This is a genomic window from Micromonospora sp. NPDC047738 (assembly GCF_040642675.1).
In the GTDB taxonomy this organism is placed as follows: Bacteria; Actinomycetota; Actinomycetes; order Mycobacteriales; family Micromonosporaceae; genus Micromonospora.
Window position 1 is genome coordinate 142561 of sequence record NZ_JBEYSO010000003.1, and the last position, 15971, is coordinate 158531.

Annotated in this window: 18 protein-coding genes and 1 tRNA gene; 12 read left to right on the forward strand and 7 right to left on the reverse strand. The window is 73.3% G+C overall.

Annotated elements, in window-relative coordinates; all coding sequences use genetic code 11:
* Positions 1-25 precede the first annotated feature (25 nt).
* Positions 26-430, forward strand: a complete 405-nt coding sequence (locus ABZ783_RS06735; RefSeq protein ID WP_357434897.1) for a YjbQ family protein — start codon at positions 26-28, stop codon at positions 428-430.
* A gap of 121 nt (positions 431-551) precedes the next feature.
* Here the strand turns inward: ABZ783_RS06735 and ABZ783_RS06740 are convergent, their stop codons facing one another.
* Positions 552-1139 carry an NADPH-dependent FMN reductase gene (locus tag ABZ783_RS06740; protein WP_357434898.1) on the reverse strand — a complete coding sequence of 196 codons (588 nt, stop codon included), beginning with the start codon at positions 1137-1139 and terminating at the stop codon, positions 552-554.
* A 92-nt stretch (positions 1140-1231) separates the two neighbouring features.
* On the opposite strand from ABZ783_RS06740, the gene ABZ783_RS06745 reads away from it, so the two are divergent.
* From ABZ783_RS06745 to ABZ783_RS06765, 5 genes are all read left to right on the forward strand, one after another.
* Positions 1232-1714: a MarR family winged helix-turn-helix transcriptional regulator gene (locus ABZ783_RS06745; RefSeq protein ID WP_357434899.1), complete on the forward strand. Its 483-nt coding sequence runs from the start codon at positions 1232-1234 to the stop codon at positions 1712-1714.
* A 171-nt stretch (positions 1715-1885) separates the two neighbouring features.
* Entirely contained in the window at positions 1886-4606 is a 2721-nt protein-coding gene (locus tag ABZ783_RS06750; protein ID WP_357435298.1) for a thiamine pyrophosphate-dependent enzyme, read from the forward strand.
* Between the two features lie 111 nt (positions 4607-4717).
* Positions 4718-5155 carry a DUF3052 domain-containing protein gene (locus ABZ783_RS06755; protein ID WP_357434900.1) on the forward strand — a complete coding sequence of 146 codons (438 nt, stop codon included), beginning with the start codon at positions 4718-4720 and terminating at the stop codon, positions 5153-5155.
* Positions 5156-5233: 78 nt separating this feature from the next.
* The gene (locus ABZ783_RS06760) at positions 5234-5701 is read left to right on the forward strand and encodes a peroxiredoxin (RefSeq protein WP_357434901.1); all 468 of its coding nucleotides are present in this window, start codon (positions 5234-5236) and stop codon (positions 5699-5701) included.
* Positions 5702-5783: 82 nt separating this feature from the next.
* Positions 5784-5858, forward strand: a tRNA-Val gene (locus ABZ783_RS06765).
* A gap of 24 nt (positions 5859-5882) precedes the next feature.
* Here ABZ783_RS06765 and ABZ783_RS06770 read toward each other — a convergent pair.
* Entirely contained in the window at positions 5883-6479 is a 597-nt protein-coding gene (locus tag ABZ783_RS06770) for a hypothetical protein (RefSeq protein ID WP_357434902.1), read from the reverse strand.
* Positions 6480-6758: 279 nt separating this feature from the next.
* The gene (locus ABZ783_RS06775; protein ID WP_357434903.1) at positions 6759-7262 is read right to left on the reverse strand and encodes a hypothetical protein; all 504 of its coding nucleotides are present in this window, start codon (positions 7260-7262) and stop codon (positions 6759-6761) included.
* A 313-nt stretch (positions 7263-7575) separates the two neighbouring features.
* Between ABZ783_RS06775 and ABZ783_RS06780 the strand changes: the two genes are divergently transcribed.
* From ABZ783_RS06780 to ABZ783_RS06790, 3 genes are all read left to right on the forward strand, one after another.
* Positions 7576-9066, forward strand: coding sequence for an NCS2 family permease (locus ABZ783_RS06780; protein ID WP_357434904.1), 1491 nt, complete (start codon positions 7576-7578; stop codon positions 9064-9066).
* Between the two features lie 220 nt (positions 9067-9286).
* A complete protein-coding gene (locus ABZ783_RS06785) occupies positions 9287-9769 on the forward strand; it encodes a GNAT family N-acetyltransferase (RefSeq protein ID WP_357434905.1) in 483 nt (160 codons plus the stop codon).
* Between the two features lie 170 nt (positions 9770-9939).
* Positions 9940-10737 carry an alpha/beta fold hydrolase gene (locus ABZ783_RS06790; protein ID WP_357434906.1) on the forward strand — a complete coding sequence of 266 codons (798 nt, stop codon included), beginning with the start codon at positions 9940-9942 and terminating at the stop codon, positions 10735-10737.
* 12 nt (positions 10738-10749) lie between these two features.
* On the opposite strand, the gene ABZ783_RS06795 is transcribed toward ABZ783_RS06790, so the two are convergent.
* Positions 10750-11685 (reverse strand): phosphotransferase, encoded by a 936-nt coding sequence (locus ABZ783_RS06795; protein WP_357434907.1) that lies wholly within the window; start codon positions 11683-11685, stop codon positions 10750-10752.
* A gap of 40 nt (positions 11686-11725) precedes the next feature.
* Complete coding sequence (locus ABZ783_RS06800; protein ID WP_357434908.1) at positions 11726-12310, reverse strand: dihydrofolate reductase family protein; 585 nt, start codon at positions 12308-12310, stop codon at positions 11726-11728.
* 91 nt (positions 12311-12401) lie between these two features.
* Here ABZ783_RS06800 and ABZ783_RS06805 point away from each other — a divergent pair, with 91 nt between their 5' ends.
* On the forward strand, positions 12402-12977 hold the full coding sequence (locus ABZ783_RS06805) for a TetR/AcrR family transcriptional regulator (RefSeq protein ID WP_357434909.1): 576 nt from the start codon (positions 12402-12404) through the stop codon (positions 12975-12977).
* A 70-nt stretch (positions 12978-13047) separates the two neighbouring features.
* The gene (locus ABZ783_RS06810) at positions 13048-14199 is read left to right on the forward strand and encodes a polysaccharide pyruvyl transferase family protein (protein WP_357434910.1); all 1152 of its coding nucleotides are present in this window, start codon (positions 13048-13050) and stop codon (positions 14197-14199) included.
* A 69-nt stretch (positions 14200-14268) separates the two neighbouring features.
* Here the strand turns inward: ABZ783_RS06810 and ABZ783_RS06815 are convergent, their stop codons facing one another.
* A complete protein-coding gene (locus ABZ783_RS06815; protein WP_357434911.1) occupies positions 14269-14475 on the reverse strand; it encodes a hypothetical protein in 207 nt (68 codons plus the stop codon).
* Positions 14476-14557: 82 nt separating this feature from the next.
* On the opposite strand from ABZ783_RS06815, the gene ABZ783_RS06820 reads away from it, so the two are divergent.
* A complete protein-coding gene (locus ABZ783_RS06820) occupies positions 14558-15079 on the forward strand; it encodes a DinB family protein (RefSeq protein WP_357434912.1) in 522 nt (173 codons plus the stop codon).
* 7 nt (positions 15080-15086) lie between these two features.
* Here the strand turns inward: ABZ783_RS06820 and ABZ783_RS06825 are convergent, their stop codons facing one another.
* The gene (locus tag ABZ783_RS06825; protein WP_357434913.1) at positions 15087-15959 is read right to left on the reverse strand and encodes a carbohydrate kinase family protein; all 873 of its coding nucleotides are present in this window, start codon (positions 15957-15959) and stop codon (positions 15087-15089) included.
* Between the last annotated feature and the right edge of the window lie 12 nt (positions 15960-15971).

Consider the following 15971-nt stretch of genomic DNA (forward strand, 5'->3'; position numbering starts at 1 on the left):
GGCCGGCTGCGGCAGAATGCGCCCTATGCGTAGTGAGGAGATCAGCGTCCAGACCGGGTCCCGGCCGGCCGTCCGGGACATCACCGCCGAGGCCGAGCGGTTCGTCTCCGGGCAGGGCGACGGCCTGCTGCACGTGTTCGTGCCGCACGCCACCGCCGGGCTGGCCCTCATCGAGACGGGCTCCGGCTCCGACGACGACCTGCTGCGCGCGCTCGACGACCTGCTGCCCACCGACGACCGTTGGCGGCACCGGCACGGCTCGCGCGGGCACGGCCGGGACCACGTGCTGCCCGCCTTCGTCCCCCCGTACGCGACGCTGCCGGTGCTGGGTGGGCGGCTGGCGCTGGGCACCTGGCAGTCCCTCTGCCTGGTCGACACCAACGGAGACAACCCCACCCGCAAGGTCCGCTTCTCCTTCCTCCCCGCCTGACCGCGTCCCGCCCGCCCGCGCCCCCGGATGGGCGCGCATTCGCGGAAAGAGTGGCCATCCCGCGTCACGCGTCGGATGACCACTCTTTCCGGGGATCTGCACGCCCGGCGGCGGCTCGCGGTCAGGCGGCGGTGGCGGCCAGGTGGGTGACGCGGATCTTGGTGGCCAGGGCGTCGAGGAGGGTGCGGAGGAGGGTCTCCGTCGTCTCGTCCTTGACCGTGCCGTCCTGGCCGAGCTTCTCGTGGGCGTTGGTCACGATGATCTCCGGCTTGGTGACCACGGCGGAGTCGGTCCAGAGGAAGAGCTGGCGGAGCTGGAGCTGGGCCCGGACGGTGCCCATCCCGGTCGGGGCGGCGCCGACGATGGCGATCGGCTTGTGGGCGAGCGGGGAGACCCACGAGGTGATCGGGAAGCTCGGCCGGGAGGCCCAGTCGAGGGCGTTCTTGAGTACGCCGGGAACGCCGTAGTTGTACTCCGGAGTGGCGATGAGCAGGGCGTCCGCGGCGGCGATCCGCTCCCGCAGGTCCATCACAGCGGCCGGCGGCGCCGGCTCGACGTCCTCGTTGAAGGGCGGGACGGCGCCGAGGTCGCGGTACCGCTCGATGGTCATGCCTGCCGGCGCGAGCCGCTGCGCCGCCCGGATGAGGGCGGAGTTGAACGACGCCTCGCGCAGGCTGCCGGAGAGGGCCAGGACGGAGAATTCGGACATGGTGCGCCTCCAGTGACGATGCTCGACGCACTTGCGTGAGCCCATCAACAGTTGAGCAGTTCAACCATTGGTTGGCAAGTACGATGTGAGGTATGGCGCAACCCTTCGTCTCCACCGCCGGCCCGGTCGCGGCCGACCGCTCCGGCCTGGCCGGGGACACCGTGCGCCGGATCTTGCACATCGCCTCGGCGATCCGGCACTACCAGGACGAGGAGATCGCCGCGCTGGGGCTCACCCCGGCCGCCGCCCGGGCCCTGCACGAGCTCGACCCCGACCGGCCGCTGCCCGGCCGGGACCTGGCCGAGCAGTTGCGCTGCGACCGGTCCAACGTCACCGCCCTGGTCGACAAGCTGGAGCAGGCCGGGCTGGTGGAGCGCCGGGTCGACCCGGCCGACCGGCGGCAGAAGACGCTGGTGGTGACCGAGGCCGGCCGGCGCGTCCGAGACCAGGTGCGCCAGGTGATGTCGGACTCCCGACTCCTCGGCGGGCTCAGCACCGAGGAGTTGGCCACCCTGCGTGAGCTGGTCTGGAAGGTCTCCGACGGCGGCTGCCCGGAGCAGTGCGGCGAGGCCTGATCCCCGGTAGGCGGAACGTGTCCGGGTGGGCGAGCTGACCCTTCGTCGGTAATGCTGTCCGACGTGACCACCCCGCAAGATCTCGACGACCGGTTCCGGGCGGCCCTGGCCGCGTTCGAGGCGCCCGCCCAGCGGCGTGACCTGGGTGAACCGCTGCCCGACGGCGCGTCGTTGACCGGAGCGCAGGCGCTGGCCCTCTTCGACGCCCAGCTGACCAGCCGCCTGCTGGACCTCGCCGGGCGGTGGCTGCGCAGCTTCGGCGAGGGCTACTACACCATCGGCTCGGCGGGCCACGAGGGCAACGCCGCGGTGGCCGCCGCCCTGCGGCCGACCGATCCCGCCCTGCTGCACTACCGGTCCGGGGCCTTCTACTGCCTGCGCGCCGCCCAGGCGGCGGGCGGCTTCCCGGTCGCCCCCACCGACGCCGAGCCGGCCGGCGACGACGACCCCGCGGACGCCGAACCCGGTGCGCGGGCCACCGCCACGGCGCGGATACCCGATCCCCGGCGCGCCGTCGAGAGCTTCCCGGCCGGGCCGTCGGATGCCGGGTCCGCCCTCGGCGCGCCCATCGACCGGCCGCAGGGCGACCGCGAAGGCGGCCGGGCGGCGGCCGACCCCCGACCCGACCCCGGGCCGCGCGGCCTGGACCGCTCGCCGGACGAGGCGCCCGGCGTTGACGCCGCGGCCGACTCGGCGGTGTCGGGCGGCGACTCCGCCGAGCCCACGGCCGGCGGCGCCGAGACGACCGCGGATGGCGTGCCGGCCGAGCGGCCGGCGACCCCGCCCGTCGCCGTCCGGCCGGAGCCGGCCACCAGCCCACCCACCCGATCGGGCGACCACCCGGACCATCACCCTGCGCTGGCCGAGGCCGGGGTGGCCGTGGCCGCCGCCCGGCCGGCGCTGCCCGCGCCGGACCCCGCGGACGCGTACGCGGAGGCGGCTCGGGACGTGCTGCGCGGGATGGTCGCCTCGGCGCAGGAACCGATCGCCGGGGGCCGGCACAAGGTGTTCGGCCGGGCGGACCTCGCGGTCATCCCGACCACCTCGACGATCGCGTCCCACCTCCCGCGGGCGGTCGGCATGGGGCTCGCCCTCGAGCGGCTGCGCCGGGTCGGCAGCCGGCGGGTGCCGGGGAGGACGGCCGAGGCCGGCGGGGACCCCGCCACCGGCTCGCCGTGGCCGCCGGACGCGATCGTGGTCTGCTCGTTCGGCGACGCCTCGGTCAACCACGCCACCGCGACGGCCGCGTTCAACACCGCCGGTTGGTACGACCACACCGGACTGCGCATCCCGGTGCTCTTCGTCTGCGAGGACAACGGGCTGGGCATCAGCGTCCGCTCCCCGACGGGCTGGGTGGCCGCCACGCTGCGCGCCAAGCCGGGGATCCGCTACTTCGCCGCCGACGGTAGCGATCCGGCCGAGGCGTACCGGGTGGCGGGGGAGGCGGCGGCCTGGGTGCGCCGGCACCGGCGGCCGGCGGTGCTGCACCTGATTACCGTACGGCTGATGGGGCACGCCGGGGCCGACGCGGAGACCGCGTACCGGAGCCCGGCCGAGATCGCCGCGGACGTCGCGCGGGACCCGCTGCTGGCCACCGCCCGGCTGCTGGTGGCGGCGGGCTACGCCACCAGCGAGGAACTGCTGGCCCGGTACGACGAGCGCGGCTGGCAGATCCGCCGGATCGCCGAGGAGGTGCTCGACGAGCCGAAGCTGGCGTCCCCGGCCGAGGTGGTGGCGGAGCTGGCCCCGCGCCGGCCGGTACGGATCTTCCGCGCGGTGGCTGACGCGGCGGACCGGGCGGCCGGGCCGAACGCGGGCGCCCGGGCCGAGGCATTCGGCGGCAAGCCGCCGGAGCTGGCCGGTCCGCTCACCCTCGCGCAGAGCATCAACGCGGCGCTCGCCGACGGGATGCTGGACCACCCGGGGATGGCCGTCTTCGGCGAGGACGTCGCCGCCAAGGGCGGGGTGTACGGGGTGACCAAGGGACTGCGGGACCGGTTCGGTGGGGCCCGGGTTTTCGACACGCTGCTCGACGAGACCTCGATCCTCGGGCTCGGGCTGGGCGCCGGCGTCGCCGGGATGCTGCCGGTGCCGGAGATCCAGTACCTGGCGTACCTGCACAACGCCGAGGACCAGCTGCGGGGCGAGGCGGCCACCATGCGGTTCTTCTCCCGGGGGGCGTTCCGCAACCCGATGGTGGTCCGGGTGGCCGGGCTGGCCTACCAGGAGGGGTTCGGCGGGCACTTCCACAACGACAACTCGGTGGCCGTACTCCGGGACGTGCCGGGGCTGGTGGTCGCGGTGCCGGCGCGGCCGGACGACGCCGCGCCCATGCTCCGGACCTGCCTGGCCGCGGCGGCGGTGGACGGCAGCGTCTGCGCCTTCCTGGAGCCGATCGCGCTCTACCACACCCGCGACCTCTACGCCGACGGCGACGGCGAATGGCTGGCCGAGTACGCCCCGCCGGGCGCCTGGGCCGCCGGGCACGTGCCGATCGGCCGGGCCCGGGTGTACGGGGTCGGCTCCGCCGAGGACATCACGATCATCACTTTCGGCAACGGCGTACGGATGTCGCTGCGGGCGGCGGCCGTTCTGGCCGACGAGGGGGTCGGGATCCGGGTGGTGGACCTGCGGTGGCTCGCCCCGCTGCCGGTGGCGGACATCGTCCGGGAAGCGTCGGCTACCGGCCGGGTGCTGGTGGTCGACGAGACGCGCCGGTCGGGCGGGGTGGGCGAGGGCGTGCTCGCCGCCCTGGTGGACGGCGGATACGTGGGTGCGGCGCGACGAGTTGCCGGACTTGACTCGTTTGTACCATTGGGTCCGGCAGCGCGTCAGGTTCTGGTCTCAGCGGAAGCCATTACCCAGGGTGCCCGTACGCTGCTGGCACGGTAAATTCCGTTCCACCCGGTGCGCCACTTGCGCGGCGAGCCACAACTGTGTGGACTGGGCGGAACGGCGTCGGACGACGCCGCGAGCAGGGATGAGATGAGGAGGCACGCGACAGTGAGCGCGACCGCTGGTCAGGCCGCCGACGGGGTACGCAGCCTGGCGGACCGGTTCGGGATCGAGCCGGGGATGGTCGTCATGGAGATCGGCTACGACGACGACGTCGACCAGGATCTCCGAGACGCCCTGACCGACCGCTGTGGGGAGCTGGTCGACGAGGACACCGACGAGGTGGTCGACTCGGTTCTCGTCTGGTACCGCGACGGCGACGGTGACCTCTTCGAGCTCCTCGTCGACGCCCTCGGACCGCTGGCCGACAACGGCGTGGTCTGGCTCCTGACGCCCAAGGCCGGCCGGGACGGTCACGTCGAGCCGAGCGAGGTGGCCGAGAGCGCCCAGACCGCCGGCCTCCAGCAGACCTCCACGATCAACGCGGGTCGGGACTGGAGCGGGGCCCGCCTCGTGCTCCGACGCGGGTCCAAGGGCAAGAAGTAGGCGACCGTACGCACCCGGCGGCCGGTGCCGCCGGGTGTGGCAGGCTGACCACCTCCAGACTCGACCCAAGGAGCTCGCATGCCCATCGAGGTTGGCGCCGAGGCGCCGGACTTCGTACTCAAGGACCAGAACAACCAGGAGGTCCGGCTCGCCGACTTCCGTGGCAGGCGCACCGTGCTGCTGGTCTTCTACCCGCTCGCCTTCACCGGCATCTGCCAGGGTGAGCTCTGCGAGGTGCGGGACAACCTCGACGAGTACGTCAACGACGACGTCCAGGTGCTGACCGTCAGCGTCGACTCCGTCTACAGCCACAAGATCTGGGCCGACCGGGAGGGCTACCAGTTCCCGATGCTGGCCGACTTCTGGCCGCACGGCGCGGTGGCTCAGGCGTACGGCGTCTTCAACGACGTGGCGGGCATCGCCAACCGCGGCACGTTCGTGATCGACAAGGCCGGCGTGGTCCGGTTCGCCGAGATGAACATGCCCGGGGAGGCCCGTGACCAGCAGGGCTGGCGCAAGGCCCTGGCTGAGGCCGTCGCCGCCTGATCCCACCCCAGGTACGCCGTTCGACCGGGTCGGAGGCCGGCAGGTAAGCTTGCCGAACTCCGGCCCGCCGTACGGGCGTTCCGGGCGCGTAGCTCAGTGGGAGAGCACTCGCCTTACAAGCGAGGGGTCGCAGGTTCGAAACCTGCCGCGCCCACCACGTACGACCAGCGCCGGCGCTGCCTCACGCCGGCAGCGGCAGCGGTTCGCTGATCGCCAGGCCCGCGTCGAGTGCCGCGAGGAACTGATCAGCCTGCTGCGGCGCGACCTCGTTGGCCCAGATGCGCGTCACGTCGAGGAAGCCGACCAGGTCGCGCTGTGCCGACCGCAGCAGGTCGGACAAGGCCGCCCGGTCGACATCGACACAGGCGCGGTCCGCCGGGGGTGTTGCCTCGTCCCCGCCCTCGGCCCACACGCGCACCACCTCGCCGTGATACTCCACCTCGGGAGCCGGGCTGTGCCCGAGGTCGACCAGCAGTCCGTTCAGAGTGCCCAGCCAGTCGCGCCATTCGAAGAGATCGCAGCAGCAACCGGGTTCCACCAGTACGCCGGTAGTCGAATCCGTGAGCAGCAGTCCGCCCGGAGCGTAGACGGTGTCGAGCCCGGCCAGCAGGCGGAGCGCTTCGGCGGGCGTGTCCGGAACTGCGAGTGCGTCGCCGATCGGGCCGCTGTGGAACAGGAGCGACCAGACCGCCATACCGACCTCGGCGGGCCGCATCGCCCCGTGCAGCCGTAGCCATCCGGCGTCATCGGCGGTGACCGGCCAGAGGCCGAACGGCACAACGTCCGCACCTACTCGACTCACCACCGGTTCCAGGGTTGGCACTACGCCACGATAGCGGCGATGTAGGCATCGCGATTGATCGTTTTGCCACACGGCGGTCCCGAGCGGAGTGCCTCGCCGCGCTCGCCGATTGGCGCCTGCCGACGGAGTTCCTGGTCCGGGAGGTGCTGTTCATCGAGGTCACCGCCGGTGCTTAAACGGTGCTGCGCCGATTGCCGCTGGCCGCACCCGACGCGGGACGTGACGCGACGAGTGGCCGGGCCTGAGCGGACCAGGTCAGGCGAACGGGCCGTCCGGGAACAGTAACCGGTAGATCACGAGCGGCCCCATGCACACCAGGAAGAGCAGGGCGAGCAGCGCCACGATGCCGGCCAGCACGGAGATCAGGACCGTCACGTGGGCGCGGACGGGTCCGGGAGGAGCGGGTGCCCGGCGGCCGGTCTCGCGGACCAACCAGTCTGCCGCCGACGCGGCGGCGGGGACCGGCTCGACGTGATCGAGCCGCAGCCCGTGACGGGAAGCCGAGTCGAGCAGGGCGTCCGGCGTAGCCTCGCTCTCCCAGGCCGGCGAGACGGCGCTCCACCCGCCGCGGAGCCGCCGTCCGTCGTACGTCAGCACGGGGTGGGTCCCGGCCCGGTCGCCGTCGCCAGGAAGGTACGAGACCGTAACCCGGGGAGCCCAGTCAGCATCCTGCCCGAACCAGAGTTCGAACCCGTCGACCCGCTGGCACAGCTCATCGACGAAGAGGCGCTCGGCGGCGGTCGGCTCCCGGTCGGTCACGGCGTGATCATGCCAGTGGCGATCAGGCGGGCCGCAGACCGGCGAGCGGAGCAGCCGGCCACCGGTCGGGAGTGACCTTGCCCACCCCGCTGCGCGGCGCCGCGTAGGGGCAGGTCACCTGCCGTTACCCGGCGGTTAAGCTGGGGGTGCGAAGTCGCTCCCCGACCGGGGTGCGGCTTCGTAGTGCTTCACGGGGATCCGTGGAGCCCAGCCGTCCCGACGTTCTCCGGGCCAACCGAATCGGGACGACTGCACCCCCACCGCCCGACCGGCGCGTCCGGCGGGCCAACCCGGAACGGAGTAAGGCCACGCCATGAGCGTGACTACGCAGGATCCTGCTGCCCCGGTCGAGTCGGCGGAACCCGCCGAGCGCGGCCGCCTCGACCGCTTCTTCGAGATCACCCGCCGTGGCTCGACCGTCAAGCGCGAGGTGCTCGCCGGGATCACCACCTTCGCGACGATGGCCTACATCGTCGTGCTCAACCCGCTGATCATCGGTACCGCCCCGGACAAGGACGGCAACCTGCTCGGCATCGCGCCGGTCGCCGGGGTCACCTGCCTCGTCGCGGCGGTCATGACGATCATGATGGGCATCGTCGGCCGGGTGCCGTTCGCCGTGGCGACCGGCCTGGGCTTGAACGCGTTCGTCGCGTACGCCGTCGCCTCCCAGATGACCTGGGCCGAGGCGATGGGCCTGGTGGTGATCGAGGGTCTGATCATCACCGTGCTGGTGCTGACCGGCTTCCGGAAGGCCGTCTTCCGGGCCATCCCGGCCTCGCTGAAGGCGGCCATCGCCGCCGGTATCGGTCTGTTCATCGCCATGATCGGCTTCGTCGACGGCGGTCTGGTCCGGCGGGTGCCGGACGCGGCCGGCACCACCGTCCCGGTGCAGCTCGGCGGCGACGGCACGCTGCGCGGCTGGACCACGGTCGTCTTCCTGGTCGGCCTGCTGGTCACCGGCATCCTGGTGGCCCGCAAGGTGAAGGCCGGCGTCCTGATCGGCATCGTGGCGACCACCGTCGTCGCGGTGATCGTCAACGCCCTCGCCAAGCCTGGGGCGGCGTTCGTCGACGGCAAGCCCAACCCGGCGGGCTGGCGGCTCAACGTGCCGACCCTGCCCGATCCGCTGATCAAGGCGCCCGACCTGCACCTGGTGGGCAACGTGTCGTTCAGCTCGTTCGCCCACGTCGGCGTGATGACCGCGCTGCTGCTGGTGTTCACCCTGGTGCTCGCCGACTTCTTCGACGTGATGGGCACGACCGTGGGCCTGGCCAAGCAGGCCGGCCTGACGACCAAGGACGGCACCGACATGCCCCGACTGGGCAAGGTGCTCTTCGTCGACGGCGTCGCCGCGGTCGCCGGTGGCGCGGGCAGCGCCTCCTCGGCCACCACGTACGTCGAGTCCTCCTCGGGCATCGCGGATGGTGGGCGTACCGGCCTGACCAGCGTGGTCACCGGCGTGCTCTTCCTCGGCGCGCTGCTGCTCACCCCGCTGGTGTCGCTGGTGCCGAGCGAGGCCGCCGGCCCGGCGCTGGTGATCGTCGGCGCGCTGATGATCCGCCAGGTCAAGGAGATCGACTTCACGGACGTGGGCGTCGCGGTTCCGGCCTTCCTCACCATGACCCTGATGCCGTTCACCTACTCGATCACCAACGGCATCGGCGCCGGCTTCGTGAGCTGGGTGGCGATTCGGGTGGCCCAGGGCAAGGCGCGCCAGATCCACCCGCTGATGTGGGCGGTCTCCGCCGCGTTCGTGGTCTATTTCGGCATCAACCTGGTCAAGGCCGTCACCGGCGTCAGCTGACCGGTCCACGCCGCGCCCCCGTCGCCCCCGGCCCGAGGCGGCGGGGGCGCGGCGTATCCGGATCATGGGTTAGAGTGCCGTCGCGCGGAACACGCGACCGTCGTGGGCGCAGGGAGATGAGGCCATGGATCGCCATGAGCTTCCTTCCTCGTACCCTCTTCCGGGTCGCGTGCGCTGACCGACCGCGACCCGGGTCGCTCCACGACCTTGGAGAATCGCGTTGTCCTTTTCCGACCTGACCACCGACCGACTCGTGCTGCGCCCGTGGCCCGCCGAGGAGGCCGCCGTCGCCGCCGCCGGTGAGCGCTGCCCGCACTGGGCGGCGGACTTTCCCAGCGAGGCCGACCGCATGATCGCCGGCCGGCTCACCCGCGAGCCGGAACGGCCGCACGGGCACTATCTGATGATCGAACGGGAAACCGGCCTGACCGTCGGCGCCATCGGCCTGTTCTGGCCGCCCACCGACGGTGCCGTCGAGTTCGGCTACGGCGTCGCCCCGTCCCGGCGCCGCCGCGGCTACACCACGGAGGCGGCCCGAGCCCTCGTCGCGTTCGCCCTCGCCCTGCCCGGGGTGTCCCAGGTGTACGCCAACGTGGACCCGGCCAACGTGGCCTCGGTCCGGGTGCTGGTGAAGGCCGGCCTGCGCCCTGTCGGCACCGTGGCCACCGACGAGGGGCCGTTGCACCGGTACGTCGCCGAGTAGCGCGGGACCGACCCGGCTTGAGACTTTGGGTGCGTCTGTTGTCGCTCCGGCGACAACAGACGCACCCAAAGGAGTGCATCGTCGCGCGGGCGCGGCCGGGGGACGACTGCCCGTCCCGACGCCGGGACGCGACGCTCGTTGTACCGGTACAGGGACGGGGGAGCACGGTCATGAGCTACGCGGACGTCAACGGGGTTCGGCTCTGGTACGAGGTGCACGGGACCGGCCAGCCGCTGGTGCTGCTGCACGGCGGCTACGGCGCGGTGGAGATGTTCCAGCCGATCCTGCCCGCCCTCGCCGCTCGCCGCCGGGTGATCGCCGTCGACCTGCAGGGGCACGGCCGCACCGCCGACGTGGACCGGCCGCTGCGGTACGAGTCGATGGCCGACGACATCGCCGCGCTGCTGCGGCACCTCGACCTGCCGCAGGCCGACCTGATGGGCTACTCGCTCGGCGGCGGGGTGGCCCTGCGTACCGCGATCCAGCACCCGGACCTGGTCCGCCGCCTGGTGCTGGTCTCCACGCCGTGCCGGCGGCGCGGCTGGTACCCGGAGGTGCTGGCCGCGATGGCGGCCCAGGACGAGCGGGTCGCCGAGCAGATGCGCGGCACCCCGCCGCACGAGCTCTACCTGCGTCTGGCACCGCGCCCGCAGGACTGGCCGACGCTCTGGGCCAAGACCGGTGAGCTGCTGCGCCGCGACTACGACTGGTCCGCCGAGGTGGCCGCGCTCGCCCTGCCGGTGCTCCTGGTCTTCGCCGACGCCGACTCGGTCCCGGTCAGCCACATGGCGGAGTTCTTCGGGCTGCTCGGCGGCGGGCACCGGGACGCCGGCTGGGACGGCACCGACCGCCCGGCGTCCCGGCTGGCCGTGCTGCCCGGCCTGACCCACTACGACATCGTCGGGTCACCGGCGCTGCCGGAGGCCGCCCTGCCGTTCCTCACCCACGAGGTACGCCCGCCCGCCTGACCGGCCAACGGGTCAGGGGAGGCGGCGGGTGAGCCAGCGCAGCAGGGCGTCGCCCTGGGCACGCTGGAACGCCCTGACCGTGGGGATGCCGGGCGGCGGCGGCAGCCGGGCCCCGTCGAGGAAGAACCCGGTGAACCCGGCCAGTACGCCGGTCAGGTCGGCCGGATCCACTCCGGCGGCGAGCGGCAGGTCGCGCAGCAACGCCTCGGGGTCGTGCCCGCCGTAGACCTGTACGTTGACCAGGATCATCAGGCTGTCCAGCCACACCGGCCCCCGGCAGGCCCATGGCCAGTCCACCACGCTGACCCTGCCGTCGGGGCCGATCAGCAGGTTGTCGGCGCGGATGTCGAGGTGGCACAGCGTCTCGCCGGTCAGCGCCGCCAGCCCCCGGTCGGCGGCGGCGCACAGTTCGGGCAGCCGGGCCCGGGCCCACGGGTCCAGGTCGGTCGGCGGGTCCGCGGCGATCCGCCGCCAGCCGGCGAAGTCCGGCGCGAGCTGGGCGGCGGCGGTGGGTGCCACGGCGACCGACGCCGGCGTGAGCGCCGCGGCCATGGCCTCCAGGGTGGACAGCACCGCGCTCAGCTCGCCGGCCGCCCAGGGCGTCACCGGGTGCCGCCCCGCCACGTCGGCGAAGACCAGCGCCACCCAGTCGCCGTCGTCGTAGCTGCCGAGCAGCCGGGGCGCGGGCGCGGCCGGTGGCAGTGCGGCGGCGATCAGCGCCTCCGCCCGGTGCAGCCCGGGACTGCGGTCGTTCTGGGTCGGGCTGACCGCCTTGACGAAGGCGCGCCGGCCGCGGGCGGTACGCACCCGGTCGGCGGTGCCGGGGGAGAAGCCGCCCGACTGGGAGACGGCCTCCACCACCCGGTCACCGAGGATCTCCTCGACCGCGGCCCGGACCCGGTCGGGCAGGTCCGCCCAGTGGATCCGGCGGTTCGTCGCGCGCGTCACCGGTCCACCGTGCCGCCAGGCACCGGCCGGGGCAATCCGATTACCGCGCCGGGGCGGCGTATCGGAGGATGACCACTCCACTGTCGAACGGGCGTGCCTCGACCAGGGTGAACCGGTGCGGCTCGAAGCCCCGGTCGGCCAGCGGGATCCCGCTGCCGGCCACGATCGGGTTCAGCTTGACCACCAGCTCGTCCACCTCGCCGAGGAGTTGGCCGGCGAGGTGCCCGCCGCCGCAGAGCCAGATGTCCCGGCCGGGCTGCCGCTTCAGCTCGCGGACGAAGGTCACCGGATCACCGGCGACGATCTCCACCTGCGGGTCGTCCGACGGGGGCAGCGAGCGGGAGAAGACGTACTGCTTCAGGTGGGCGTACGGGCTGGTGACGCCCATCTTCAGCCCGGGGTCGTAGGTGCCCCGCCCCATCACCAGTGCGTCGAAGCGGCCCGTGGGCGGCGACTCGATGCCGAGCTGGGCATGGGCGAACGTGGGGAAGGTCTGGGGCCATTCGGCGGCCAGGTGGGCCAGCAAGTCCGGCTCCGGCATCAGGGGAAAAAAGTCGAACGACCCGTCGGGTGCGGCGATGAAGCCGTCGAGGGTGCTGGCGACGTAGTACACGAGCTTGCGCAAACCTGCTCCGATGTTTCGGCTCAACCACGACGGCTGTCGTGGTTGACGGAGAATCTACTACACCTGTCGTGGTTGTTGCTAGGGTGTCGCCGTGGCCAGAAATCCGGAACGCCGTACCCTCCTCGCCGACGCCGGGCTGCGCGTGCTCGCCGCGGCCGGCGCGCGCGGGCTGACCCACCGCGCGGTCGACGGCGAGGCCGGTGTCCCGACCGGCACTGCCTCCAACTACTTCCCGTCCCGGGGCGCGCTGCTCGCCGGGCTCGCCGAGCGGATCTTCGAACGGATGGCGCCCGACCCGGCCGTGCTGGCCGACCTCGGCCGGCGCGAGCCGTCCCTCGCCCTGGTGGCCGACTACCTGCGGTACATCGTCGAGCGCACCACCCGCGAGCCGGACCTCACCCGGGCCCTGTTCGAGTTGCGGCTGGAGGCGTCCCGCCGCCCCGAGTTGCGGCGCGCGCTCGGCAACGTGCTCCGCCGGGGGTACGCCGACGACGTGGCCTTCCACGTCGCGGCCGGGCTGCCCGGCGGGGCCTTTGAGGTGGCGCTGCTGCACTACGCGGTGGACGGGCTCCTGCTCGACCTGCTCACCACGTCGATCGACGCCGGATTCGACGTCGACCAGGTGGTGTCCGCCCTGGTCTCCCGCCTGGTCGGCGCCGCCGGCTGACCGCCGTCCCAGGTGTGTCCACCGGCCCAGGGGGAAACCCCGGCAGGACGCCCCTGGGGAGGAGCGACGGATGACGGATGCCCCGGCACTGACCATCGGTGTGCTCGGCTCGTACGGCGGTCGCAACCTCGGCGACGAGGCGATTCTGACCGGCCTCCTGTCCGATCTGCGGCAGCTTGAGCCGAACGCCCGGATCATCGTGTTCTCCCGGAACCCGGCGCACACCGCGCTGGCCCATCCCGATGTGGAGGCGGTGCCCTGGGAGGGGGTCAGCCGGGCCGACTCGTCCCTGCTGCTGGCCGAACTCGACCTGCTCATCCTCGGCGGCGGCGGGATCCTCTACAACCGCGAGGCCCGCCGCTACCTGCGGGTGGTCCGGGTGGCCCAGGAGCGGGGCCTGCCGCTGCTCACCTACGCGGTGGGGGTCGGGCCGCTCAGCGACGGCATCGACACCGGGATGGTGCGCGAGACCCTGGCCGGGGCCGCCGAGGTGACCGTGCGGGACCAGGAGTCCCGGATGGTGCTGGAAGAGGCCGGGCTGCTGAACCCGATCACCGTCACCGCCGACCCGGCGTTCCTGCTGGAGCCGGAGGACTTCCCGGAGAGCTGGCTGCGCGAGGAGGGCGTCCCGGGCGGCAAACGGCTGGTCGGGTTGAGCGTTCGCGAGCCGGGCCGGGCCGCCGAACGCCTCGACGTCGACGGCTACCACCGGCTGCTCGCCCAGATCGCCGACTTCCTGGTGCACCGGATCGACGCGTACGTGCTCTTCGTGCCGATGGAACGCGACGACATCCGGCACTCGCACGGGGTGATGTCGCACATGACCGCGTCGGAGCGGGGCCGGATCCTGCACGGTGACTACTCGCCGAGGCAGATCCTGGGCATGATGCGCCACCTCGACCTCGCGGTCGGCATGCGGCTGCACTTCCTGATCTTCGCCGCCATGATCGGCACGCCGTTCCTGCCCCTGCCGTACGCCGGAAAGGTCTTCGACCTGGCCCAGCGGCTCGGGGTGCCGGCGCTGCGCGGCGTGGAACGCGAGGTGGAGGGCCCGCTGCTGGCGGAGGTGGACCAGTTGTGGGACGAGCGGGAGGCGCGGGCCGACGAGACCGCCCGCCGGGTGGCCGAGGTGTGCGAGCAGGCCCGCGGCACCTCCCAGGTCACCCGGGGGGTGCTGGAGAGCATCCGGTCGCGCACCCTGACCCGGACCGGCGCCAGCTGAGCCGGCTCGTCGGGCCGGCGGGCCTCGTCCACCCCGGTGCCGGCCGTCGAGGGATCGACCCGAGCGGGGTCAGAGCGCCGGGCCGCGCCAGGTGTAGACCCACGGTCGGCCGCGGTGGTCGTCCGACTCCAGCTCGTAGATCTCCGCCTCGGCCAGCCCCTCCGGGCCGAGGCGATGGTGCGTCAGCGGCGGCCGGCCGTTGTCGTCCAGCTCGACGGTGACGGTCTCGCCGTCGGCCACGCCACCCACCAGGGGGATCTGCACCGTTCCTGCCATGCGCCCATCCTGCCCCGGAGGCCGCCGCGCCGCAGCGATAGCGGGGCAGCGGGCCGGGCCACTCCGGGACTAGGGTCCGAGGATGGCGGACACGACGATCGACCCCACGCTCGGTCCGGTCCTCGCCCGTACGGGCGACGAGCGAGCCGTGCTCGAATCGTTCCTCGACTTCCACCGGGCCATCGTGCTGCGCAAGGCGCGGGGCCTCGCCGACGCCGACGCGAGCCGACGCCTGGTGCCGTCCCTCACCACCCTCGCCGGCCTGCTCAAACACCTGGCCCTGGTGGAGCGGAACTGGCTCCCCTGCCTGTTCGCGCCTGAGCCGGGGGACGTCTACCTCACCACCGAGGAGGAAGCGGCGGCGAGCTTCACCCTCGAGCCCGGCGAGACCGTCGAGACCCTCGCGGCGGGGTACGAGGCGGCCTGCGCCCGCTCCCGGGCGATCGCCGCCCGGTTCGACCTGGACCACGTGGTGCCGCACCCGCAGCTCGGTGAGGTGTCGCTGCGCTGGGTGCTGGTGCACCTGATCGAGGAGACCGCCCGGCACGCCGGGCACGCGGACATCCTGCGCGAGCTGACCGACGGCGCGACCGGGGCGATCTAGCGACGGTTCAGTCCCAGGGCAGCAGGCCGGGCGGATATTCCATCCCGTCGTGGGTGCAGGCGGCGGCGGCCACCCGGGCGGCGTACCGGGCCGCGTCGAGCGGGGACGCGCCGCCCAGCCGGGCGGTGATCAGGCCGGCCGCGAAGGCGTCTCCCGCGCCGTTGGTGTCCACCACCGGGGCGGGCGGGGTCGCCGCGGGCACCCGTACCGGTGGCGTGTCCGGGCCGTGCAGGGTGGCGCCGGCTGCCCCGCCGGTCACCAGCACGGTCCGGGGCGCCAGCCCCGCCGCCACCTTTCCGGCCCGCTCGCCCAGCCGCACGTCGCTCAGGAAGACCAGGTCGGCGACCTCGGCGAAGGGGCGGTGGTAGTCGTTCTCGCCGTCCCAGTCGTGCAGGTCGGTGGAGAGCGTCACGCCGGCCCCCAGGCTCGCGCGCAACCCCGGCAACGCGTCCCGCGCCCAGTCCATGATCGACACGTGCACGTGCCGCGCGTCGCCGGCCAGCGCGGCGAGCTCCGCCGGGGCGAACGGCGCCGGGCCGGACCACGGGCGCGGGTCGTAGAGGGACATCCGGCGGCCGGCCGGGTCGACCAGGTTGACCGATCGGCGGGTGCCGGCGGGCGCCTCGGCCAGCACGGCCCGTACCGAGGTGCGGGCCAGCGCGGCCCGGACCACGTCGCCGGCCGGGTCGGCGCCCAGCACGTCCACCAGCGCCACCCGCAGGCCCAGGGCGTGCGCGGCGAGCGCCACCCCGGCCCCGGTGTTGCCGATGCGCAGCTCGATCGGGGGTACCGTCAGCGAGTCGGCGGCCGGCAGCGGGAGCGCGGGCACCTGGGCACGGATGTCGACTCCCAGGCCACCGATCACGAGCAGATCGACCATGGCGGCGAGAGT